This window comes from Rhodoplanes azumiensis (assembly GCF_042682915.1).
Lineage (GTDB): Bacteria > Pseudomonadota > Alphaproteobacteria > Rhizobiales > Xanthobacteraceae > Rhodoplanes > Rhodoplanes azumiensis.
Genome location: NZ_JBHUIW010000007.1, coordinates 19,645 through 42,830 on the forward strand (window position 1 = coordinate 19,645; position 23,186 = coordinate 42,830).

General features: G+C 68.3%; 19 protein-coding genes. 9 read left to right on the forward strand and 10 right to left on the reverse strand.

The features are described from left to right. Nucleotides 1-285: 285 nt before the first annotated feature. A complete protein-coding gene (npdG, locus tag ACFSOX_RS08195; RefSeq protein ID WP_378477312.1) occupies nucleotides 286-975 on the forward strand; it encodes an NADPH-dependent F420 reductase in 690 nt (229 codons plus the stop codon). A 292-nt stretch (nucleotides 976-1,267) separates the two neighbouring features. Here the strand turns inward: npdG and ACFSOX_RS08200 are convergent, their stop codons facing one another. Continuing rightward, nucleotides 1,268-2,356, reverse strand: a complete 1,089-nt coding sequence (locus ACFSOX_RS08200; RefSeq protein ID WP_378477313.1) for a helix-turn-helix domain-containing protein — start codon at nucleotides 2,354-2,356, stop codon at nucleotides 1,268-1,270. A gap of 222 nt (nucleotides 2,357-2,578) precedes the next feature. Here ACFSOX_RS08200 and ACFSOX_RS08205 point away from each other — a divergent pair, with 222 nt between their 5' ends. Continuing rightward, entirely contained in the window at nucleotides 2,579-5,668 is a 3,090-nt protein-coding gene (locus ACFSOX_RS08205) for an autotransporter domain-containing protein (protein ID WP_378477314.1), read from the forward strand. Between the two features lie 91 nt (nucleotides 5,669-5,759). Here ACFSOX_RS08205 and ACFSOX_RS08210 read toward each other — a convergent pair whose 3' ends face one another. The 4 genes from ACFSOX_RS08210 to ACFSOX_RS08225 all read right to left on the reverse strand — a co-directional run bounded on the left by ACFSOX_RS08210 (nucleotide 5,760) and on the right by ACFSOX_RS08225 (nucleotide 10,633). Continuing rightward, nucleotides 5,760-6,599: a three-Cys-motif partner protein TcmP gene (locus ACFSOX_RS08210; protein ID WP_378477315.1), complete on the reverse strand. Its 840-nt coding sequence runs from the start codon at nucleotides 6,597-6,599 to the stop codon at nucleotides 5,760-5,762. After that, entirely contained in the window at nucleotides 6,596-7,360 is a 765-nt protein-coding gene (locus tag ACFSOX_RS08215) for a DUF5131 family protein (protein ID WP_378477316.1), read from the reverse strand. Before ACFSOX_RS08215 ends, ACFSOX_RS08210 begins: the two co-directional genes overlap by 4 nt. A 239-nt stretch (nucleotides 7,361-7,599) precedes the next feature. Beyond that, on the reverse strand, nucleotides 7,600-9,990 hold the full coding sequence (locus ACFSOX_RS08220; protein ID WP_378477317.1) for a transketolase: 2,391 nt from the start codon (nucleotides 9,988-9,990) through the stop codon (nucleotides 7,600-7,602). A gap of 169 nt (nucleotides 9,991-10,159) precedes the next feature. Beyond that, nucleotides 10,160-10,633 carry a DUF6163 family protein gene (locus ACFSOX_RS08225; protein WP_378477318.1) on the reverse strand — a complete coding sequence of 158 codons (474 nt, stop codon included), beginning with the start codon at nucleotides 10,631-10,633 and terminating at the stop codon, nucleotides 10,160-10,162. Nucleotides 10,634-10,785: 152 nt separating this feature from the next. Between ACFSOX_RS08225 and hemB the strand changes: the two genes are divergently transcribed. Both hemB and ACFSOX_RS08235 read left to right on the forward strand, forming a co-directional pair. After that, the gene (gene hemB / locus ACFSOX_RS08230; RefSeq protein WP_378477319.1) at nucleotides 10,786-11,862 is read left to right on the forward strand and encodes a porphobilinogen synthase; all 1,077 of its coding nucleotides are present in this window, start codon (nucleotides 10,786-10,788) and stop codon (nucleotides 11,860-11,862) included. Between the two features lie 111 nt (nucleotides 11,863-11,973). Beyond that, nucleotides 11,974-12,684, forward strand: a complete 711-nt coding sequence (locus ACFSOX_RS08235; RefSeq protein WP_378477320.1) for a hypothetical protein — start codon at nucleotides 11,974-11,976, stop codon at nucleotides 12,682-12,684. Nucleotides 12,685-13,127: 443 nt separating this feature from the next. On the opposite strand, the gene ACFSOX_RS08240 is transcribed toward ACFSOX_RS08235, so the two are convergent. Then, nucleotides 13,128-15,158 carry a methyl-accepting chemotaxis protein gene (locus ACFSOX_RS08240; protein ID WP_378477321.1) on the reverse strand — a complete coding sequence of 677 codons (2,031 nt, stop codon included), beginning with the start codon at nucleotides 15,156-15,158 and terminating at the stop codon, nucleotides 13,128-13,130. A gap of 592 nt (nucleotides 15,159-15,750) precedes the next feature. Here ACFSOX_RS08240 and phbB point away from each other — a divergent pair. Further along, nucleotides 15,751-16,488, forward strand: coding sequence for an acetoacetyl-CoA reductase (gene phbB / locus ACFSOX_RS08245; protein ID WP_378477445.1), 738 nt, complete (start codon nucleotides 15,751-15,753; stop codon nucleotides 16,486-16,488). Between the two features lie 139 nt (nucleotides 16,489-16,627). On the opposite strand, the gene ACFSOX_RS08250 is transcribed toward phbB, so the two are convergent. After that, nucleotides 16,628-17,209, reverse strand: a complete 582-nt coding sequence (locus ACFSOX_RS08250) for a TetR/AcrR family transcriptional regulator (protein WP_378477322.1) — start codon at nucleotides 17,207-17,209, stop codon at nucleotides 16,628-16,630. A gap of 335 nt (nucleotides 17,210-17,544) precedes the next feature. On the opposite strand from ACFSOX_RS08250, the gene ACFSOX_RS08255 reads away from it, so the two are divergent. Beyond that, nucleotides 17,545-17,967 carry a hypothetical protein gene (locus ACFSOX_RS08255; RefSeq protein ID WP_378477323.1) on the forward strand — a complete coding sequence of 141 codons (423 nt, stop codon included), beginning with the start codon at nucleotides 17,545-17,547 and terminating at the stop codon, nucleotides 17,965-17,967. Nucleotides 17,968-17,975: 8 nt separating this feature from the next. On the opposite strand, the gene nusB is transcribed toward ACFSOX_RS08255, so the two are convergent. The 3 genes from nusB to ACFSOX_RS08270 form a co-directional block, all read right to left on the reverse strand. Beyond that, nucleotides 17,976-18,467 carry a transcription antitermination factor NusB gene (gene nusB, locus ACFSOX_RS08260; RefSeq protein WP_378477324.1) on the reverse strand — a complete coding sequence of 164 codons (492 nt, stop codon included), beginning with the start codon at nucleotides 18,465-18,467 and terminating at the stop codon, nucleotides 17,976-17,978. Beyond that, nucleotides 18,464-18,970 (reverse strand): 6,7-dimethyl-8-ribityllumazine synthase, encoded by a 507-nt coding sequence (gene ribH / locus ACFSOX_RS08265; RefSeq protein WP_378477325.1) that lies wholly within the window; start codon nucleotides 18,968-18,970, stop codon nucleotides 18,464-18,466. Before ribH ends, nusB begins: the two co-directional genes overlap by 4 nt. Nucleotides 18,971-19,220: 250 nt before the next feature. Beyond that, nucleotides 19,221-19,937 carry a GntR family transcriptional regulator gene (locus tag ACFSOX_RS08270; RefSeq protein WP_378477326.1) on the reverse strand — a complete coding sequence of 239 codons (717 nt, stop codon included), beginning with the start codon at nucleotides 19,935-19,937 and terminating at the stop codon, nucleotides 19,221-19,223. Nucleotides 19,938-20,099: 162 nt separating this feature from the next. On the opposite strand from ACFSOX_RS08270, the gene ACFSOX_RS08275 reads away from it, so the two are divergent. From ACFSOX_RS08275 to ACFSOX_RS08285, 3 genes are read left to right on the forward strand one after another with little or no spacing between them, the layout of a single operon-like run. Further along, nucleotides 20,100-20,975 carry an NAD(P)-binding domain-containing protein gene (locus ACFSOX_RS08275; protein WP_378477327.1) on the forward strand — a complete coding sequence of 292 codons (876 nt, stop codon included), beginning with the start codon at nucleotides 20,100-20,102 and terminating at the stop codon, nucleotides 20,973-20,975. Between the two features lie 22 nt (nucleotides 20,976-20,997). Further along, on the forward strand, nucleotides 20,998-21,636 hold the full coding sequence (locus ACFSOX_RS08280) for a 4-carboxy-4-hydroxy-2-oxoadipate aldolase/oxaloacetate decarboxylase (RefSeq protein WP_378477328.1): 639 nt from the start codon (nucleotides 20,998-21,000) through the stop codon (nucleotides 21,634-21,636). 51 nt (nucleotides 21,637-21,687) lie between these two features. Beyond that, complete coding sequence (locus ACFSOX_RS08285; RefSeq protein ID WP_378477329.1) at nucleotides 21,688-23,067, forward strand: MFS transporter; 1,380 nt, start codon at nucleotides 21,688-21,690, stop codon at nucleotides 23,065-23,067. The last annotated feature ends 119 nt before the right edge of the window (nucleotides 23,068-23,186 follow it).

The following is a 23,186-nucleotide window of genomic DNA, read 5'->3' on the forward strand; positions in this document are numbered from 1 at the left end:
CCATCGCGGCTCGATCAGTCTAGCAGAGGCGATCGCCTTGGCGAGGCGTATTTTGGTCGTAGAGCCCGCGAGACGCGAGACCGCACCGGGACATCGAGCCGCAGGGCTCCGGCGCCGCCGATCGCGGCGCGGGGGGCTTGCATCGGAGCGCCCGCTCGGCCCAGATGACGGCCCGTCCGCCGGCACCCCCACCTACCCCGAGCCGGCCTCCCCCCGCCCGACCCGCCGCGTGCGGCTGCCAGACGCGGACGCTTCGAAGTGGGCCGTTCGGCCCGAGGATGGATCATGACCGAAAGCCACACCGGAAGCCTCGATATCTGCGTCGTCGGCGGCACCGGAGCCGAAGGATCGGGCCTCGCGATGCGCTGGGCTCGGGCCGGCCACCGCGTCACCATCGGGTCGCGTGACGCCGCCAAGGCGGCCGCGGCCGCGACCGAGCTCAACCAGAAGCTCGGCGAGCCGCTGATCTGCGGCACCGCGTCCGAGGCGGCCGTGGCGGGCGCCGACGTGGTGGTGCTGACGGTCCCCTACGCGGCCCAGATGGCGACCGCGACCGGGCTCAAGGACGCGCTCGCGGGAAAAATCCTGATCGACGTGACGGTGCCGCTGGTGCCGCCCAAGGTGTCGCGCGTGCAGCTGCCGGAGACCGACTCCTGCTGTGTCGCCCTGCAGGCGGCGCTGGGCGAGACCGTCAAGGTCGTCTCCGCGTTCCAGAACGTCTCGGCCCACAAGCTCAAGGATCCGGACAAGACGATCGACTGCGACGTGCTGGTGACGGGCGACGACAAGGAGGCGCGCGCGCTCGCGATCCGGCTCGCCGGCGACGCCGGCCTGCGCGGCATCGACGCCGGCCCGCTCGCCAACGCGGTGGTCGCCGAGGCGCTGACCTCGGTGCTGATCTTCATCAACCGCACCTACAAGGTTCCGGACGCCGGCATCCGTATCACCGGCATCGACCCGCCGAAGGCGGAGTGAAGCGAAGGCGGACCGAGCCGCCGGAGTCGTCACCGATGATGCGCGGATGACCCTCGGCCACAAGCGTCGCCGCCGGCTCGGAACGAGCCTCGTGTCCCGGACGCGGCGCAAAGCGCCGCGAACCGGGATTCGGAGCAATCGGGCGAGGTGCCTGCCGGTCCGTCCGTCGTGCATCCCCTGGAGCCCGGCTCTGCGGTGCGTCGGGGCCGCGGCCCGATGCACCTTGTCCGGGGCACGCGGCCGTGACCGGGGGCCTGCATCTTTCATCATGACACGCGGGTGGTACCGCCCGTCACCCCAGCCCGGCGAGCCAGTCCTCGTGGAGACGATCGCCGACGCGCGGGTCGAGCGACGGGCGGTCGCGGCGGGCGAGCGGGGTGGCGGCGCGGCGGACCTCCGAGGGCGTGCGACCGAAGCGTTGCTTGAAGGCGCGGGCGAAATGGGTCGGGTCGGAGAACCCCCACGCATAGGCGATCTCGGCCACTTGGCGGTGCGCCTGCTTGGCCGAGACGAGGTCGGTCAGGCAGCGCCGCAGCCGTTGCTCGCGGATGTACTCGGCGATGCCGCCGATCGGGGCGAACAGGCGATAGAGCCGCGCGCGTGAAACGCCGAGCGCGGCCGCGATCATATCGGGCCCGAGATCGGGCGCGACGAGATGCGCCTTGATGAAGCCCTGCACCCGCAGCAGCTCGGCCTTGGCCAGCGCCTCCGGCAGGTCGCCGCCCGTCGCGTCGCCGCCCGGCCGGCCGACCCCGTTGAAGGCGAGCGCGATCAGCTCGACCAGCGCCGTGGCCGCGGCGCTCGCCTCGGCGGCCGAGAGCTGCGGTGCCGACTGGTAGAGCGAGAGCAGATAGGTGGCGACCAGCCGGCCGGTCGCGCTCTCCGGATCGACGGCGGCGCCGTTGAGCGAATCCGGCCGCGCCAACAACGGCGCCAGCCGCCGCCGCGGCACGATCACGGACACCAGGTCGAAGCTCGAGTTCACCGTGTCCATCACGTCGGCGAGATCGAACAGGATCACCTGCCCGGTCGGGAAGGAGAGCGCGTGGCGGCCGAGCGCCATGTCGATGGTGCCGTCGACCAGCACCTGGATCATGTAGTGGTCGATCGAATCGTGGGCGACGCGTAGCGGCCGGCGATCGAACTTCGTGGCACTGGCGGCACAGCGCGAGAGCATCAGGTCGTCGATCAGATAGCTCTCCGCCCAGGCGTCGTAACGCTCCTCGTCGCCGGGGCGCACGAGCCCCACCTCGAGGAACACGCCGATGCTCTCCCGCCAGGCGACGAACCGCTCGGGGGACGGGAGATCGGAGGTGTCGAACAATGAGACCGGGAGTTTCGCGGCGGCGCGGCGCGCCTTGGCTTCGGAACGCTGATGCAATCGATTGAGACGGATGTCCAAGCCTCGCCCCGTGACGGTTTGTTTCTGTGTTGATAGCCCATAAGCAGTAAGCGCCCCGCTTTTTCAAGCGACGGCGCTCGCGTCGCCGCCTCTGCTCCATGCCCCCTATCCCGGAGCCGGGGCGGCGACGCCGCTCAACGCTTTGGTGGGGATGACATGATGCGTGGTTCAAGCCGAACGGCCGCTCGCCGGCGTCTTCTGATGTCCGCGGTCGCGGCACTCGCCCTGACGGAAGGTCACGGCGCCCTCGCGCAGGGCGTGCCGGACGATCCGGCGAGCTTCGCGGCGACGCAGCAATATCAGAACCAGTGGGGCCTCGGCCTCATCCACGCCGCCGATGCGTTCGCACGCGGCTACTCGGGCGCCGGCGTGACGGTCGCGGTGGCCGACACCGGCTTCACCAGCGTGGTCCCCGGCTTCGGCGCCAAGATCGATCCGCGCAGCATGAACTTCGTGCTGCCGGCGGCCGGCGCACCCTACAACTCGGCCGATACGAGCGACCTCGGCTCGCACGGCACCCACGTCGCCGGCATCATCGCGGCCCCTTACGACCCGGCCAATTCCGGCAGCATGTACGGCGTCGCCTACAGCGCCAACCTGGTCGTCCTGCGCATGCTCGGCACCGCGAGCGAGGACGTCGGCCATCCGTCGGTCCTGGCGCTCGACTACTTCACGTCGCTGTCGAACGTGACGATCTACAATGCGAGCTACGGCCCCAATCTCGATACGATGACGAACCTGAGGACGTGGCCGTCGGTGGCGATCGACGAGGTCGAGGCGGCGGCGGTCGGGCGCGCGCTCGCGGCCGGCAAGATCGTCGTCGCGGCGACCGGCAACGACCGCGGCAGCAACCCGATCGCCGGCCGCAACCCGAGCGGCATCGCGCTGATGCCGTTCATCCAGCCGAACCATGCGAACGCCGGCGTCTACGACGACGACGGCAACCGTTACGACTTCTCCGAGCTGCTCTCCCAGCCCGGTCGGATCGTCGCCGTGACGGCGGTCGACCATAACAAGTTCATCGCCTCCTACGCGAACCTTTGCGGCGTCACGGCGAGCTGGTGCGTCGCGGCGCCCGGCGGCGACCAGCCGGCCGGCGACCCCGGCATCCTGTCGACCGTGCCGACCTCGGTGGACGCCAGCGGCTACGCGCAGAAGAGCGGCACCTCGATGGCGACCCCGACCGTGTCGGGTGCGCTGGCGCTGCTGCAAGGCGCGTTCCCGGGCTACTCGTCCGCCGATCTCGTCAACCTCTTGTTCGCGACCACCGAGGATCTCGGCGCCGCCGGGCTCGATCGCGTCTACGGCTACGGCATGATCCGCCTCGACCGGGCGACCGACGGTCCGACCTCGCTCGCCGCCGGCAGCAGCGTGGACGTCGCGGCGCAGACCTCGACCTACTGGAGCCAGCCGCTCGTCACCGCCGGCGGGTTCACCAAGACCGGTGACGGCACCCTGGTGGTGGCCGGCAAGACCACGGCGACGGGCGACGTCGTCGTCGCCGGCGGCACGCTGGCGGTCGATGGCACGCTGTCGCTCGGCACCGCGATGACGGTCCAGCAGGGCGCGACGCTCGCCGGCTTCGGCACGATCGCCGGCACCGTCAACCTCGCCGGCACGCTCGCGGCCGGCGCGGTGCCGAACTACGCGGATCTCGCGGCCAACAACGGCGGCACGCTGCCGGCCGGCACGCCGCTGAACGGCTCCTCGCCCGGCCTCCTCACCTTCAACGGAAATGTCGTGCAGACCGCGACGTCCACCACCCGTATCGACATCGACGGCACCTACAACGTCCCGGGCGGCCCCGGCACCTGGGATCGGATCGTCGTGTCGGGCAGCGGCTACACGTTCTCGGTCGGCGGCACGCTGGTGCCGGTCATGCGCGGCATCGCGGGCGGCAACAACGACTACACGGCGAGCCTCGGCACCCGCTTCGCCTATCTGACCGCCGAGGACGGCGCCCGGATCGGCGGCTCGTATGCGGGCCTCCTGCAGCCGACCGCGGGGCTGGCCGGCGGCACCCGCTTCGACGTCCTCTACTCGCCGACGTCGCTGTCGCTGGTGGTGACGCCGCATTCGTTCCGCGCGCTCGCCGGGACCGCCAACCAGCAGGCCCTCGCCGCGGCCCTCGACGCCAAGCGCCCGGAGGCCGGCGTGCGCCCGTCCGACCGCGCGAAGGGCATTTTCGACGCCCTCTACGGGCAGACCACCACGGCCGGCTACACCGGGATGATCGACCAGATGTCGGGCCAGGGCCAGCCGGTGGCGGTCGGCGCCGCCATGGGCGCATACACGGCCTTCGGCACCGCCATCGCCGAGCGGCAGATGATGTGGCAGTCGGGCGGCGCCGCCGTGCAATCGTCCTTCGCGCCGAGCCTGGCGCTCTCCTATGCGGGGCGCGAGTCGACCGTCGAGACCCGGTTCGCCGGCACGCCGCTAGCCGCCTATGCCTCCGCCGACCCGGCCGACGGCACGGCGGCCGTCCCATCCGGCTGGTCGGTTTGGGGCCAGGGCTTCGGCCGCGCCGCCCGGGTCGGCGACTCCGGCGGCCTGCCGGGCGGCAAGAGTCGCAGCGGCGGCGGCATCGCCGGCGCGGACCGCCAAGTCGCGCCCGACACCCTCGTCGGCGGCGCCTTCGGCGTCACCCGCACGACCAGCGACAGCGCCGGCACCAGCGGCACCGCGGACACCTATTCGGGCGCCGTGTATGCGAGCTACCGGCCGGGTCGGCTGGTGCTCGACGGGCGGCTCGCCGCCGGCGTCACCTCGCAGTCGACCTCGCGCAGCGTCGCCGGAACCGGGACGGCCGGCGCGACCGACGGCGTCGGCCTCCTCGCCGCCGGCGAGGCGGGGTACCGCCTGCCGACCGGACGCTTCACGCTGATGCCCTATGTCGGCCTGACCGCCCAGACGTTCCGGCGCGACGGCTTCACCGAGACCGGCACGTTCGGCCTCACCTATCCGCGCCAGACCTTCGACAAGCTGACCTCGACGGCCGGCGTCGCCGCCAGCACCGTGTTCACGGCGCTCGACGGCGCCAACTTCCAGCCGGAGGTGCGGCTCGCCTGGGGCCACGACTGGCGCGACGACGCGCTCACCGCGCAGGCGTCGCTGCTCGACCAGCCGTTCGTGGTGTCGGCCGCCGATCCGGGCCGCGACGCCCTGGTGACGCGCTTCGCGGTGACCGGCTGGCGCACCGAGGCGCTGCGCCTCTATGCCGCCTACGACGGCGAATTCCGCCGCAACGCCAGCGCCCACCAGCTCACCGGCGGCCTGCGCGTGTCGTGGTGAGGAAGGGCGCCGCTGTTTGATAAAGCTTCGGGTGGTCGCGCGCTTGGCTGAAACAAGCGCGCGACCGCTGCATAGCTAAAAGCAGATTTCTTCAAATATATTTCTTGAATATGTCCTTGACGATCTTCTCGGCCACAGGCTTCGGCGACGCAAACATAAGGTAGTACACAATAGCGTTATTCTGATTCCGCATCGGAAGCGGGTCTGCGACATACGCAAAGCCGGCCATCGATCTGAGCCGAGATCGAAATGCATCGACCACTGTTTTGTTGGCCTGCTTTACTAAGTCCGGCCGCGAGAACAGGTTCTGTTGCGGGCTCTCTGCATAGACGACAGATTTCCAGGTCTCGTCGCCCCAGAAGCGCGTCATTCGCTGCACACCATCAGCCGGAACCTTCGTCGGATCGCGCCAGATTGCGTTCCGATTCATATCCATCACCGGAAAATTCAGAAACAGGTCGACCGCCCTCGACTGCCCAGCCTTCAGCATTACGCCCCAATCGAGGTGCAGTCCGTACGGATCTAGAAGGCACAAAGCTCTGTTGTAATTTTCATACTTTATGGTTGGAAAAAGCTGCTTGACAAGATATTCATTCGTATCGCCGGTATGTATCGTGATGTTCGATCGACCCTCGCATAGACTCTCCAGGTACCGGGTCTTTTCAGGATTGATATCGATGAAATAGAATCCGTCGAACGGCGGAACGATCTTCAGCGCGCGAGCAGGGCTGCCTTCAACTTGACGCTGACTTCGCTTCGCCACATGCGTGCCGGCACCGCTAAATCCGTCAATATAGTATTTCTTTAACCTAGAGCCTTTTTTCGAAAATGCGCTAGTGTACGCCGACCCGTATTTCTCAACAATCTCAAGCTTGAGCTCGGACCAAGCTCCGATTTCATCAAATTTCAATGGAGCCGCAGGAGTTTTCATGACCGCAGACGATGATCAAAAGATTTCCTAGTCTCGAAAAATAGCGACGGCAATTGGTTCCACTCCCGACCGTCAAGGAGTCGGCCGCCGGCCTTTGGCGATCGCCCTCCCCATTGCTTGAAAAAGAACGGCACACCGGCCGCAAGACACCGATTGCGAATTTGTATAGCCCACTGCGGATCCATGAACCGCGCGCGAGGCCCACTTTCACCTCCGACAATAACCCAATCGATCCTGTCCAAACTCAACTGTTCGATCGGACCAATGAGAGGTTCGATCGACAGAAATCGGATCGCAGCATTTGCGCGCTGTAAGTGCAAGATACGTGAAGTTGCCCGCTGGTGCTCGACCGAGACTCCGAACCACATATGCAAGGGCGCTGACGTGGTTTTATAACGCAAATTGATAAACTTTTGAAGGACGGAACTTCGCTTAGTCAGCACCTGATATACGTGCCAATCGGCACGCTCCATAGTGTCGAACACAGCCGAAATATAAGATTCAGGTATATCTTTATGAAAAAGGTCACTCATCGAATTAACAAAAATCATCCGCGGCCGCTTCCAGTTTAGCGGCTGCACTAGCCGCTCCGGCCGAAGTGTAAGATCAAATCCTGTTTCGAAAGGATGATTTGGAACACCACGAAATCTTTCAGAAAACCGTTCGGCATAACAGTTTTGACAACCTGCACTAATTTTTGTGCAGCCAGTTACAGGATTCCACGTCGCGTCTGTCCATTCGATTGAGCTGTTATCTGCCATGCATCGGCCCCCGATTAACGCCAGCATCTCCGTTCGTGGTCGCTACAATTCTCTGCAAGGCAGCGTCGAACTCGCGCATCGTCGCCTTGTCGACGAGCCCGGTCCGATGGAGACCGGCGGCGGTCTCGTGAACCGCGGCCGAGATGCGGCTGCGATGCTTGACTGGCAAGCTCTCGATTCCGGTACTCACTGCAGCTTATCCTTTCAGCACGCCGTGCTGTATCCGTTGGCCCAACCCCTCACAGCGCCTTGAGGTACCGGATCGGCCGCCCCGGGGCGATCGCCTGGGCGGCGGCCACGATGGCGTTGGCGTCGATGCCATAGTGGCGATAGAGGTCGGGCAGCGCGCCAGTCTGGCCGAAATGCTCGACCCCGAGCGGCCGCGTGCGATGGCCGGCGACGGCACCGAGCCAGGCGAGCGTCGCCGGGTGGCCGTCCAGCACCGTGACGATGCCACAGTGGGGCGGCACCTCGGCCAGCAGCCGCTCGATATGCGAGCGAGCATGCGGCAGACCACGCTCGCGCGCCCGGCTCGCCGCCGTCCAGCCGGCGTTGAGCCGATCGGCCGAGGTGACGGCGAGCAGGCCGACATCGCGGCGATCCTCGGCCATCAGGCCGACCGCCTGGATCGCCTCCGGCGCGATCGCGCCCGTGTAGGCGACCACGACCTGGCAGTTCGGCCCGGGCTTTCGCATCCAATAGGCGCCGTCGATGATGCCCTGGCGCAGCTCCGGCGTCATGATCCGCTGCGGCTGCTCCACGGGCCGGGTCGAGAGCCGCAGATAGACCGAGCCGCCGGTCTCGTCGCGCAACCAGGTCCGCTCGGACGGCTCGCCGTCCCCGTCCCGCTGGATGTAGTCGAAGGCGAAGCCGAGGATGACGGCGAGCTCGTCGACGAACGACGGCTCGAACGCGGCGAGCCCGTCCTGCGCCATGCCGATCAGCGGCGTGCCGATCGACTGGTGGGCGCCGCCCTCCGGCGCCAACGTGATGCCCGACGGCGTGCCGACCAGGATGAAGCGGGCGTCCTGGTAGCAGGCGTAGTTGAGGGCATCGAGGCCACGGCAGACGAACGGGTCGTAGAGCGTGCCGATCGGGAACAGCCGCGCCCCGAACAGCGCGTGCGACAGGCCGAGCGCCGAGAGCAGGATGAACAGGTTCATCTCGGCGATGCCGAGCTCCATGTGCTGGCCCTTGGGCGAGAACTCCCAGGTGAGCGTCGAGGGGATGCGCTCGCTCTTGAAGGTGTCGACCATCGGCTGACGGGCGAACAGGCCACGTCGGTTCACGAAGGCCCCGAGATTGGTCGACATGGTCACGTCCGGCGAGGTCGTGACGATGCGGTCGGCGAAGTCGGACCTCTGCTTGCCGACCGCGTTCAGCAGCACGCCGAAGCCCTGCTGGGTCGACATGGTGGGCGCGATCTCGACCTCGAGCTCGGCCGGGACGTCGATCCGCGCGGCGTGGAAGCGGCGCGGACCGCCCTGCGCGAAGGGCACGCTCGCCAGGAAGGCGCGCAGATCGGACTCCGGCAGCGACAGGCCTTCGAAGAAATCCCACTCGTGGCCCGGGCGAACCTTCATGGCGTTGCGAAGGATCTCCATCTGGGCCGAGGTCATCAGGCCGGCGTGGTTGTCCTTGTGGCCGGCGAGCGGCAGGCCGTGGCCCTTCACCGTGTAGGCGATGATGCAGGTCGGCCGGTCGTGGTCGATCTTGCCGAACGCCTCCAGCAAGGTCGGGAGATCATGACCGGCCAGATTGGTCATCAGCCGGGCGAGGTCGTCGTCGGAGAGCGCGTCCAACATGGCGCCGAGCGGCCCCTGGTCGCCGAGATCGTCGGCGAGCCGCCGCCGCCACGCCGCGCCGCCCTGGAAGGTCAGGGCCGAGTAGAGCTGGTTCGGGCAATGATCGATCCAGGCGCGCAGCGTGTCGCCGCCCGGCTTCCTGAACGCCTCCTCGAGCAGCACGCCGTATTTGAGGATCACGACGTCCCAGCCGAAGGCGCGGAACAGCTTTTCGTACTGCTCCCACAGTCCCTCGCGGACGACCGCGTCCAGGCTCTGGCGGTTGTAGTCGATGATCCACCAGCAGTTCCGCACCCCCTGCTTCCAGCCCTCGAGCAGCGCCTCGAAGATGTTGCCCTCGTCCATCTCGGCGTCGCCGACCAGCGCGATCATCCGGCCCGGCGGACGGTCACCGGCGAAGCCGTGGTCGTGGACGTAGTCCTGCACCAGCGAGGCGAACAGCGTCTGGGCGACGCCGAGGCCGACCGAGCCGGTGGAGAAGTCGACGTCGTCGGTGTCCTTGGTGCGCGACGGGTAGCTCTGCGCCCCCTTGTAGCCGCGGAACGCCGCCAGCTTCTCGCGCGTCTGGCGGCCGAGCAGATACTGGATGGCGTGGAAGATCGGGCTCGCATGCGGCTTGACGGCGACCCGATCCTGCGGCCGCAGCACATGGAAGTACAGCGCCGTCATGATGGTCGACAGCGAGGCGGACGACGCCTGATGGCCGCCGACCTTCAGGCCGTCGACGTTCTCGCGCACGTGGTTGGCCTCGTGGATCATCCAGGCGGCCAGCCACAGCACCTTGCGCTCGAGCGCCGAAAGCACGTCCAGCAAGTCTTTGGTCATCGCCCAATCCATCCGGGATGCCGGCCGGTCGGCGGCGCGGGGCGACGGACGGCCCGGCGGCGACACGGCGTGCACGGGTCAGGATAGTGCGATCGGGGGACGGCTCAAGCCACAATCCGGACATGGCCGACGGGCACCGGCACCCGCCCGGGTGGCGGTCCGCGAGGCTTCAGGCCGGCTGCTCTCGCGCCGCCATCACGGCGAAGAACAGATAGGCGACGATCATGACGACGAGGCCGACCACGACGATCCAGTGGAAGCCGTAGATCAGCGGGAAGAAGATCTGCACGACGATCATGGTCACCGAGCCGGTGAGCCACACCACGGCGCCCCACGGCGCGGCGAGCCAGAGCCCGACCGCGGCGACGAGATCGATCACGGCGAAGAACACGGTCGCGGTCTGCCAGGACAGCGACTGGGCATCGAACGCCTCGCCCGGCCGCGCCCCGAAGCCGCAGACGGCGGACCAGTGATAGAGGCCCTTGATCATCGCGAGGCCGGCGGCGACGCGCAGGAACACGACCAGCCACCAGGCCCAGCCCTCGCGGTCCGGCCGATAGTCCTCGGCATGGACGGGGGCGAGCTGCTCGATCGGGCCGCTGCCCGACGGGTCGCTCACCGCACCGCCCCCCGAACCGCGCATCGCATCGCCCATCGCCTGACGCCCCATGGCGTGCGGCGCGGTCCGGTGCGACTGTCGGGCGTAAGCAGTGTCAAGGACATGGAACACCGATCCGGAACGCGCTAGAACGCCGGCCAATCATTGCGCGCCGAGAACACTTACGGAGAACAGCCATGGCCATCAAGTACGGGCGCCCGCTCGAATCGCAGGTCCGGGTGGTGCCGGCCGAGTCGAAGGGCGCCCCCCGCGCCGACGCCCTCGACCTGATCCACCGGCCCCGCCGCAACCGCCGCACCGACTGGGCGCGCCGCATGGTGCGGGAGAACACCCTGTCGGCCAACGACCTGATCTGGCCGCTGTTTCTGGTCGACGGCGACAATGTCCGCATCCCCGTGCCGTCGATGCCCGGCGTCGAGCGCATCTCGGTCGATCAGGCGGTGCGCGACGCCGAGCGGGCGGCCGCCCTCGACATCCCCTGCCTCGCCCTCTTTCCCTACACGGATCCGGCGCTGCGCGACGAGACCGGCTCCGAGGCGCTCAATCCGGAGAATCTGGTCTGCCGCACCGTTCAGGCGATCAAGAAGGCGGTGCCGGACATCGGCCTCCTCTGCGACGTGGCGCTCGATCCCTACACGAGCCACGGCCATGACGGGCTCCTCGCCGACGGCGTGATCCTCAACGACGAGACCGTCGACGTGCTGGTCCGCCAGAGCGTCCTGCAGGCCGACGCCGGCTGCGACATCATCGCCCCGTCCGACATGATGGACGGCCGCATCGGCGCGATCCGCCAGGGCCTCGACGACGCCGGTCACGACGCCATCCAGATCATGGCCTACGCGGCCAAATACGCCTCGTGCTTCTACGGCCCGTTCCGCGACGCGGTCGGCTCGTCGACCACGCTCACCGGCGACAAGCGTACCTACCAGATGGACTTCTGTAATTCCGACGAGGCGCTGCGCGAGGTCGAGCTGGATCTCGAAGAAGGCGCCGACATGGTGATGGTGAAGCCCGGGCTACCCTATTTGGATATAGTCCGTCGCATCAAGGATACTTTCTCGCACCCGACGTTCGTCTACCAAGTCTCTGGCGAATATGCGATGATCATGGCGGCCGCCAGCAATGGCTGGCTCGACGGCGAGAAGGCCATGGTCGAAAGCCTGATGGCCTTCAAGCGAGCGGGGGCAGACGGAATTCTCACTTACTTCGCGCCGCGCGTGGCGGAAAAGCTGAAGAAGGGCAGACTGTTCTGACCGTTCGCCGAGGTTCGGGATCCGCCCGCCGGGGCGTCCCTCGCCGTCGTGTCGCGACGCTCCCGTCTGCGCCCGCAGGCACCGGCGCGCGACTCGCTTGCGGAGGGGAACATGCCGTACCGCAGTGCCGATCAGCCATACACCGGCCGCCGCAGGCCGGGCCGGCGAAACACGGGCCGAGAGCACGCCGGGCGCGGCTCGCGGGTTCTGATCGCGAGTCTCGTGGTCGCCGTCGGCGGCCTGGGTGCCTGGGTGGTGGCCGCCAACACGGTCATGAAGGCGCAACCGACGCCGCTGCGCGACGTCGCCGCCGCGCTGGTCGCGGCCCGCGACGGTGCGCCCCCGACCCTGTCGTCTCTGAAGATCGTCTCCGTCGCGGCGATGCCGGACATGCCGGCGCCGCCCGTCGTGGCGCCGTCGCCTGCCCCGCGGCTGACGGCTGAGGAGCCCCCCGCGGCCGCGATCCCGCCGCCCGCCGAGGCGGCCCGGGCCACCGAAGCGCCGGGGCCGAGCACCGCCGTGGTCGTCGCCGGGGAGGCCGACCAGGCCGAGACCGAGCCGGCCGTGACCGTGCTGGCCGCGGCATCGACCACCGACGTCACCGGAGCGCTGGCCGCCGCGCCGCTCGCGGCCGGCCTGACCGACACGGCGGACGACGCCACGGCGGTCCCGCTCGACGGCGCCGTGCCGCTGCCGCGCACCCGCCCCTCCGTCGTCGGCGTTCCGCTGCCGCGCCCGCGCCCGGAGATCGCCACCGAAGCCCCGTCGGCCCCGGTGATGACGCTGCAGCCCTGGGAGATCGACCGCAACCAGCCACTCTGAGGGGCGGCTCGGATCGCAGGCGGGCTTCGGGACAAGGATCGAGAGATCCCTGTGGGGGGCGCAGCGCGGGACGGATCCGCGACGGCAGCCGACGGACGGGCCGGGGCGAACGCGGCGTCGACGATCCCTGCCGCCCGGCGTCGGAGCACGGATCGAGGCGCCATCCGGCGATCCGCCGGTCGTGCGTGCGCAGCACCGACCCGACAGCATCGGCCCGACAGCATCGGCCCGACGGACGGACAGCTTCCTGACGACCTGTCCAAGGTGCCTGAGGCGTCCGAGGTGTCCGTGGCGTCCGAGGTGTCCGAGGCCGAGGCCCCGGACGCGGCACGCCAGGGCCCCGACCCGGTTCTCGACGCGGCGGATCGACCGCGGCCCGATGCGCCGCCGCGACGCGGCGCCGTCCGTGACGCCGAAGCCCGCGGGCTCGCGGACGCCGCCGCTCAGGCGGCCCGCACGGCGGCGAGGAACTTGCCGACCTGCTGGCGCAGCGCGGTGCCGTCCCGAGAGAGCTCTCGGGCGGCGCCGAGAACTTGCGCGGAGGCCGTGCCGGTCTCGCTCGCCCCGCGGTTCACCTCGGTGATGTGGCGGGCGACCGCGTCGGTGCCCTTGGCGGCCTGCTGGACATTGCGGGCGATCTCCGAGGTCGCGGCCCCCTGCTCCTCGACGGCCGCGGCGATCGCTGCGGCGATCTCGGCGATGTGGGCGATGGTGGCGCCGATCTCCTTGATGGCGGTAACCGAGTCGTGGGTCGCCGCCTGCATGCCGGCGATCTGGGTGGAGATGTCGCCGGTCGCCTTGCCGGTCTGGGCGGCGAGCGCCTTGACCTCCTGGGCCACGACCGCGAACCCCTTGCCGGCCTCGCCGGCCCGGGCCGCCTCGATGGTGGCGTTGAGCGCCAGAAGGTTGGTCTGCTCGGCGATCGCCGTGATCAGCTTGACGACGTCGCCGATGCGGTCGGCCGACTGCGACAGCGCCGTGATCCGCTCGTCGGTGGTGCGCGCCTGGGCGACGGCATGCGCCGCGATGCGGCTCGACTCCTGCACCTGGCGGCCGATCTCGCCGACCGAGGAGGTCATCTCCTGGGTCGCCGAGGCGACCGCGGCGACGTTGGCCGAGGCCTCCTCCGAGGCGGCCGCGACCGTGCCGGCGAGCGTCTCGGTCTGCTCGGCCGTCGACGTCATGGCGCCGGCCGCCGCCTCCAGGGCGCCGGCGGCGTGCGAGACGCGCTCGACGATCTCGCCGACCGCCGCCTCGAACTCGGCGGCGAGCCGGTGCATGGCGGCGCGGCGCTCGTCCGCGGTCAGCGCCTCGGCAGCCTTGCGCTCCGCCTCGAGCTGATCGACCCGGGCGAGGTTGTCGCGGAAGGCGAGCGCGGCGCGGGCCGCCTCGCCGATCTCGTCGCCGCGGCCCGTGTAGGGAACCTCGACCGCCCGGTCGCCCTCGGCGAGGCCGTGCAGCACGGCGCCGATGCGGCGCAGCGGCTTGCCGATCGCGACGCTGCCGAACACCGCCGAGCCGATCATCACGCCGACGACCAGAAGCCCGAGCACCACCGACATCTGCGTTGCGCGACCGACGCCGCCGATCAGCTCGGACGCCTCGGCGCGGACCACCTGGGTCGCGGAGGCGACCGTCTCGTCGATGAGCTTGTCGATCTCGCCGACGATCGGGCGCAGGCGTTTCTCGAAGACCTCGCTCTGGGCGGCGCGCGCCGCGACCGTGTCGTCGATCACCCGGGAGAAGCGGGCGAGGTTCTTGTCGAGCTCGTCGACCTCGGCGATCAGAGACGGATCGCCGAGCTTGCCGCGGCCCTGGCGGAGAATGTCGCGGGCCTTCTTCTGCAGCGGCGGAATGCGGGCCGCCTGGGCCGCCGCCTCGGTGGCGTCGTAGCGCCAGGAGACGATGCGGGCCGTCTTCGAGACCGAGTCGGCCTCGCGCACCAGCGCCTCGACCTCGGCGCCGTTCGGCTGCGCGGCCAGATCCTTGGAAGCGACGAAGGCGTCGAACGCCTTGTTCCACACGCCGAGCACCTCGTCGCGGGCGACCCACAGCTCGAAGATCCGGTTCTGCAGCGCGCCGATCTCCTCGACCGCCTTGTCGTAGGCGCCGACCAGCGCGGTGGCGCGGTCGATGCGCTCGGCATTGTCCTTCAGGCGCACCGCGCCGCGCATCTCGCCGAGGTAGCGGCCGGCGTCCGCGGCCGTCTTGCGGAAGCTCGCCAGCGCGGCGCCGACCTCCTCCTTGGACCGCGCCATCTTGATCTCGCGATAGGCGACCCGCATCTGCTCGAACGCGACCTGGGCCCGACCGGCGTCCTGGATCAGCTTCTGCCGCATCAGCGCCGTCTCGGTCGCCCCGATGGTGTCGCGCCCGCTGAGATACACGTTGCCGACCAGCATCGAGACCAGGGCGATGCCGATGAGGGCCGACAGCGTCAGCTTGGCGCCGACGCGCAAACGAAAACCCCGCATGTCCTTCCTCCGGGGCGAGGTCCGATCTTGTGATGTGGATGAGGGCACCCGCCGCCGCGCACTAGTAAGGAGGTCAGAGGTTGCGGAGCAGTAAAGGAGCCACGCGCCTGGCGCATGGAAGCGGCAAAATCTCCCATGGCGCGATCATGGCTCCGTCGGCGCCGATGCCGCACACCAGGGTCGGTCGCGCGGTTCGGCGACGTGCATTACGACTGTCGACCGTTGTCGATGCTTGTGCCTGGGTGATGGTCCGGCCCCGGCGCTTCGGTCGCAGGTCTCCTACGACCAAAGAATCGACCCCGACGGCCTCCGCACCTTGCGGCAGCGGCCGCAATCGCCCAAACTCGCCCGACTGTCATAAACGCAATTACATTTCTGGTGCACGCCGTGGCGATCTCTCGACGGCGTCGCACCCAAACGTCCGGATCGTCGGCGCGGCTCATGCGCCACGGAGCGGATCAAACGCCGAGGACACGTCCCGAGCGGCCGGCGCGGCCGACGGACCAACCGAGGCCAATATCGATCCCGGTCGCCGACATCCGGGTCGCGGGCGGGGGGACGAGGTCACGCCGCATTCAACGGAGGAATTGAGATCATGCGCGTTGCAGTCATCACCGGCGGTATGGGGGGCCTGGGCGAATCGATCAGCGTGAAGATGCACGCTGCCGGTTACCGGGTCGCGGTCACCTGCTCGCCGGGCAACAAGCACGTCGACGAGTGGCTGGAGAACCAGAAGAAGGAAGGCCGCGAGTTCAAGGCCTATCAGGTCGACGTCGCCGACTACGAGTCGTGCAAGGAGTGCGTCGCCAAGATCGCGGCCGAGGTCGGACCGGTCGACGTGCTGGTCAACAATGCCGGCATCACCCGCGACTCGATGTTCCGCAAGATGACGTTCGAGCAGTGGGACGCGGTGCTGCGCACCAACCTCTACTCGGTCTTCAACATGTCGAAGCAGGTGATCGACGGCATGCTGGAGCGCGGCTGGGGCCGCATCATCAACATCTCCTCGATGAACGGCGCCAAGGGCCAGTTCGGCCAGTCGAACTACGCGGCCACCAAGGCCGGCATGTACGGCTTCACCAAGTCGCTCGCCCTCGAGGTCGGCCGCAAGGGCATCACGGTCAACACCATCTCGCCCGGTTATCTCGGGACCAAGATGGTGCTGTCGGTGCCCAAGGAGGTGATGGACACCAAGATCCTGCCGCTGATCCCGGTCGGCCGGCTGGGCTCGCCGGACGAGATCGCCGACATCGTGGTGTTCCTGTCGTCCGACAGCGCCGGCTACATCACCGGCACCGACATCGCCGCCAACGGCGGCCAGTACATGTGAGGCCGTCGCCGTGACACGATCGCTCCGGGGCTTCGGCACCGGAGCGGCCCGCCGCCCCGCCGACCGGGGGACGCTGCGAGACACCTGCCGCGAGACACCTGCCGCGAGACGCCGTGACGGGCGCCGGTGACCCGTTCGCTCAGCCGCCGCGGACCATGCCGGTCATCAGGTCGACGATCGTCGCGTTGGAGATGCCGTTGCGGCGCGACGCCCGCCACGCGAAATAGTCGACCGCATGAGCGACCGCCGCGTCCGCTCGCGCGCGCTGTTCCGGCGAGGACGCGAACGGTTCCACCAAAACCTCCCGCATCCGCGTCCAGCCGCCGGCATGGCCGGCACAGCACTGCTTCAGGTCGGGCGTGTCCTCGACGTCGCGCAGAATGTTCCACAACGCCGGCGAAAGCCGCTCGAAGAAGCCGTAGAGCTCGTCGAGCCCGCGACGCAGCCGGGCCTCCGGATCGGCGATCCCGGTCCAGGCCTCGGCGTCCGGCAACGGATTGTCGGTCCAGAACCGGTCCGCGCAGGCCACGTACAGCGCATCGAGAGTGGGGAAGTGCCGATACACGGTCGGGCGTTCGACCCCGGCCCGCTCCGCGATCGCCAGGATGCTGGTGCGCGTCGGACCGACGCTGCAGTGCAGGTCGACAGCGGCCGCGATGATCCTCTGGCGCGTGGCGTCCTGGCGGACGGCGCGACGTTTGAGCTCGTACTTGCGAGCCATCTGTGCATTCCGAAACTGACTGTCGAATGGTTGCCGGTATCGACGGCTTTCGAATGGAGCTAGTACATTAATGTCTTCTGCTGGGAATGGAACACACTTTACCGGTCCGTACTATCCCGTTCTTCGGAATTTTCCCGCCCTCCGCGGACGGCGGACCCGAGCCGCCGCCCCGACGAGAGTCACCCCGGGCTAGCCCGACCCGAGGGCGAGGCGGAGCGACACGGCGTTATCCGGTCCTTCAGGCTTCCGTGCGAGAACGAGGGGACGGGCCCGGCCGGTCGGCGCGGGTGGCCGTGTTGCGTTCGAAGGCCAGCTTCCGATCGAAAGGACCACAAATGACGCGGACCGGGATCATGCTCGCGGCGGCGTGCGCCGCGACCGTCGTCGCCACGACCGTATCCTTCGCGCCTGCCGCCTCGGCACAGGCGCCCTCCCCGCACCGCCACGCCCATGCCCGGGTGGCGCCGCCGGCCTACGGCTACTCCTGGCGACCGGGCTACGGCTGGTACGTGTCGTATCGGACGCGGCTGCCGGGCGCCCGCGCCGGCTTCGTGCCGGTCGCCGGCCCGGTGCCTTACGGCGCCTACGGCCCGGTCGGCTGGGCGACGCCCTATCAGGACGGCACCATCTACGCGACCGATGCGCGGCGGGTCTACGCCTATCCGACCTATGTGGTGCCGACCGCGACGGCCGTGACCTACGGCACCGGCTGCGTCGCCATGTCGGCATGCGCCTGGACGCTCGGCGGCTGGCGCTGAGGCTGGCCTCACCCCTGCGGAGCGGGATCGAACTCGCCGGCGCGCAGCCGTCGGGCGACCTCGTCGAGCACCGCGTTGACCATGCCGGTCTCGTCGCGGTCGACGAAGGCGTTGGCGACGTCGACATACTCGGAGACGACGACGCGGGCCGGGATGTCGCGGCGCTTGTCGAGCTCCCAGGCGCCGGCCCGCAGCACCGAGCGCAGGATCGCCTCGACGCGCTTGAGCGGCCAGCTCGATTCGAGCGCCTGGTCGACCAGCGGGTCGAGCTTGCGCTGGCCCTCGACGACGCCGTTGACGATGTCGCGGAAGAAGCTCTCCTCGGCCGGCAGGTACTGCTCGCCCTCGACCTCGCGGCCGATCCAGTGGCTCTCGAACTGGGCAAGAATCTCGTGCAGCGGCGTCGCCGCGATGTCCATCTGGTAGAGCGCCTGCACGGCGGCGAGCCGCGCGGCGCCGCGGCGGTTCGCCTTGCGCACCGGCTTGGGCTCGCGGTTCACCGCTCGCTCCGCGGGCTCTGCAGGTGGCGCTTCACCCGGATCAGCGACGTCACGGCGGCGGCCGCGACACCGCCCTTGTCGCCCCGCTCCGGATCGGCGCGGACGACCGCCTGCTCGTGCGTGTCGGTCGTCACGATGCCGTTGCCGATCGGCACCCGATGGCGCACCGCGAGATCCATGAGCGCGCGGGCGGACTCGCCGGCGACGATGTCGTAGTGGCTGGTCTCGCCGCGGATCACGCAGCCGAGCGCCACGATCCCGTCGAACGGCAGCCGCCGCGTGTGGACGGGTGCCTCGAGCGCGATCGCCACGGCCTGCGGCACCTCGAGCGAGCCGGTCACGCTGACGATGTCCCACTCGACCCGCGCGGCGTCGAGCACCCGCCGGGCGCCCTCCAGCAGCGCGTCGGCGATGGCGCCGTAGTAGCGCGCCTCGACGATGAGGATGCGCGCGCCCGGCAAGGGCTCTTCGGTGGTGCGGGTCGCTGTGCTCGGTCCGGCCATGGGGTTCCTCGGTCGCGCCGTCAGTAGCAAGCCGGCGGGACCGACCGCAACCCCGACCGCGGCAGACCGCCCCTGCGCGGCCGCGGTCTCGGGCAGCCGAGTGCCCATAGGTGAGCCGTTTCCGCGAATTTACCTCGAAAAGCCGCGTATTGTCTCGAACGCAGGCGTCCAGGAGCCCGACGCCGGGCCCCGCCCTCGCCGGCGACGGCCTCGCGGCACTGGTGCGCCGGGGCGGCGCCGGCCGCGCTGGTCATGTCCGGTCGGAGGCCGACGACACCACCGCGTGCCCGTCCGCGCGCGAGAGCCGGTGGCGCATGAACCGGCTCCGCGAGGTGCGCAGGTGCAGTTGCATCACCTCACGGGCGAGATCTCCGTCACGGGCCTCCACCGCGCGGGTCAGATCCTCGTGGTGGCGAAGGCTCTGCTCCAATTCTTCCGCCGTGAACAGAAAAAACGCTCGGGTGACGACCGGCATCTCGATCAACGTGTCCAGAATTCCGCGAAGCCGCGGCGAGCAAGCATGATCGAGAAGCAGGTGATGGAAGGTTCGATTGATCTCCTGGATCGTCACGATGGCGTCGCGTCCGGACTCCGACAAGGCCGCAGCCATCTGCCGATTGCAGGCCCGCAGACCTTCCGTGAGCGCCGCACCGCCCCGCTCGGCCGCGAGCTTCGCGCCGTAGGGCTCGAGCAAGATGCGAATCTGGAACGTCTCTTCGATGTCGCTTTCGCTCCATTGCGCCGTGCGAATGCCCTGCCCCAGATCCGCCGTGGCGAGGCCGTCTTCGACGAGGCGCCTCAGGGCAGCGCGGATCGGCGTGCGACTGAGCCCGAACTCGCGCGCCAGCGGCTCTTCCCGCAGCTGCGTTCCCGGTGGGTAGTGTCCGCTGATCAGCCGCTGCCGGAGGCTTTCGTACGCTAGATCCTGTCCACGTCCCATCTCGCCGGCCCTGTTCCACGCGTCCACTCTAACCGGCCCCTCCCTGGGTATCAAAACGCAACGACCTGCCCCCACAGGTTGTTGTGTATATTTTTTGTATTCTTTTTTGCCGTATATCCGTAATAACACGGCTCCGAACTGCTAAATTGTATATTTATTGTACTTTTGTACCAAACAGGGAGACCAGCCATGCACGTCGCCATCATCGGATTGGGCGAAGTCGGGCGTTGCTACGCGGCCCCGCTACACGCGGCAGGCCATGAACTGAGCTTGGTGGAAACACGGCCCTCGGCGGCCGCTCGGGATCTAGCCGCGCGTTGGGGGCGGCCGATCCACGACCGGCCGAGCGAGCAATTGGCGACCGCCGAATGGGTTCTGTCGTGCGTCACCGGCGCCCAGGCCCTGGCCGTGGTGGAGAGCGTCCTTCCGTACCTGGCCGAAGGCTCCTCGATCGCCGACCTGACGACGGCTCCCCCCGACATCAAGCGGCGGGCTGCCCAGAAGGCCCACGGCCGCGCCGTCCGATACGTCGATACGGCGATCATGGGCGCGATCTCGCTCGGCCATGAACACACCCCCTTGCTCGCGTCCGGCGACGGTTCCGATCAGCTCAAATCACTGCTCGAGCCGGTCGGCGGCCGCGTGCGGGTCATCGCAGGCGGCGCCCCCGGCGACGCGATCTCGCTCAAGATCCTGCGGAGCGTCTTCACGAAGGGCATGGAAGCGCTCGCGGTCGAGCTCCTGACGAGCGCGGAGAAGCAGAACATCCGCGCGCAGCTCTACGAACAATTGCGAGACATCGACGAGACGCCCCTGCGCTCGTTCCTGGACATGCTGGTCCGAACTCACGTCGTTCACGCGAAACGCCGCCTTCACGAAGTGCACGACGCGGAACGAGAACTCGCTGCTCAGGGCCTGCCTTCACTGGTCCTGACCGGAGTGGCCGAGCGGTTTCTCAAAACCGCCGACGCGCTCGAACGGCGGCCGCTGACGACGGCGGAACCGAGTGTCGAGAGCGCGCTCGAATGGCTTCTCGCGTCGCCCGCCTCCACCCGTATGTCGTGATCCCGAAACCAGGAAACCGACCATGTCACACGTCGAACAGATCAAGCTGCTGCGCGAACTCGGTGCTGCCACGGTGCACGAAGCCCAGGGTGCCAAAGGTGCCCTCGACAGCGGCATGAAGCCGATCGATCCGAGCTCGCGGCTCGCCGGTCCGGCCCTCACGGTCGAGATGCGTCCTGGCGACAACCTGATGCTTCACTACGCCCTACTCAAGGCGAAGCCGGGCGATGTCCTGGTCGTGGACGCCAAGGGTTTCGTCGAGGCCGGCCCGTGGGGGGACGTGATGACTCACGCCGCTCAGAAGCTCGGGATCGCCGGACTCGTGATCCACGGCGCGGTTCGCGACGCCAATCAGATCATCGACATGGGATTTCCGGTGTTCTGCCGCGGTCTGTGTATCAAAGGGACCGCCAAGAATCAGCCCGGCAAGGTCAACGTGCCCATCTGCATCGGCGACGTCGTCATCCACCCGGGCGATGTCGTCGTCGGCGATCGCGACGGCCTGGTCGTCGTCCCGAAGGCCGAGGTCGAGCAGACGCTCCGCAACGCCGCTCTGCGCGAGGAGAAGGAGACCGCCTTCCGCAAGGAACTCGACGCCGGCCGGACGACAGTCGAACTCCTGGGACTCGGCGAAACGCTTCGCCGTTTCGGGCTCGAATAGCTCCGATCCAACAGACGATATTGCTGCCGTCTTTTCAAGAGGGATACGCAGATGTCGACGCTGGACGTCACCAGCCCTGCCACGCAAGCATATTCGAGCATGGAGACCGACTACCGCACCTCGACGATGAGAAAGGTCAAGTGGCGAATTCTACCGTTTCTCGTGCTGCTCTACATCATCGCATTCATCGATCGTTCCAACATCGGCTTCGCCTCCCTTAAGATGAATGCCGATATCGGGATCACGGCGACCCAGTTCGGCACCGCGGCCGGCCTCTTCACGGTCGGTTACTTCCTGTTCGAGGTGCCGAGTAACATCCTGATGCGGCGCTTCGGTGCGCGCCTGTGGATCGCGCGAATCCTCGTCGGCTGGGGGGCCGTGGCGACCCTCACGGGGCTCGTCCAGACGTTCTCCCAACTGGCCCTGGCCCGGACCATTCTAGGCATCGCGGAAGCGGGTTTCTTTCCCTGCGTCCTGTTGTATCTGACCTACTGGTTTCCCGAACGGGAGCGGGCCAAGGTGGTGGCGCTGTTCATGGTCGCGCTTCCCATCGCGACCCTGACCGCGGGACCGATCTCCGGGCTCATTCTCGACCACGTCCATTGGATGGGACTGGCGAGCTGGCGATGGGTCTTCATCCTGGAGGGGTTGCCGGCGGTGCTGTTGGGAATCCTTTCGCTGTTCGTCCTCATCGACGGACCGAAGCAAGCGAAATGGCTCTCCCCCGAGGAGAAGGACTGGCTCGTGGGCGTCCTCGCGCTCGAGGAAAAGACGAAAGTGGAGCGACACGGAAAGGTCTCGTTCTGGAAGAGCCTCAGCGGCGTTCGAATTTGGCTCCTCGCATTCGTCTACTATTCCAAGTCGGTCGCCGTGTACGTCCTGGCCTTCTACTCGCCCCAGATCCTCAAGGGTCTGGCCCAACACCTCAGCAACACGTCGGTCGGCGTCCTGAATGCACTGCCCTATGCCGTCGCCGCCGTGGTGATGGTCTGGTGGGCCTGGCATTCCGACCGCACCGGAGAACGCCGTTGGCATGTCGGGATTCCGTTGCTGATGGCGGGCGTCGCCCTGGTCATCATGCCGTTCACCAGCGGCAACCTGTGGATCTCGCTGGGGCTCCTGACCATCATCACGACCGCGATCTACATGCCCTATGGGCCGTTCTGGTCGCTTCCGTCGCTGTTCCTGACCGGCTCGTCGGCTGCCGTCGGCCTCGCCTCGATCAACTCGATCGCCAATCTCGGCGGGTTCATCGGACCAGTCGCTTTCGGCGGGTTGAAGGACATGACCGGCACCATCTATGCCGGGCTCGCCTTCGTGAGCTTCACCCTGATCTTCGCCGGCATCCTGATCGTCAAGCTCCGGTTCGTGAAGGAAGCGGAAGCGAGCATCCGGGCGGCCGCTGTCGCCGAGGCGGGACGCGCCGCGTAGACCGCGTGGGTGTCTCCCGGATCGCGGGAGCTCTGATCACGGTGTGCCCGCCCCGGCTGACCGGCCGAGGCGGGCATACACATGCTCGGCCATGCGGGCACGGGGGCGCTTTTTTTTGC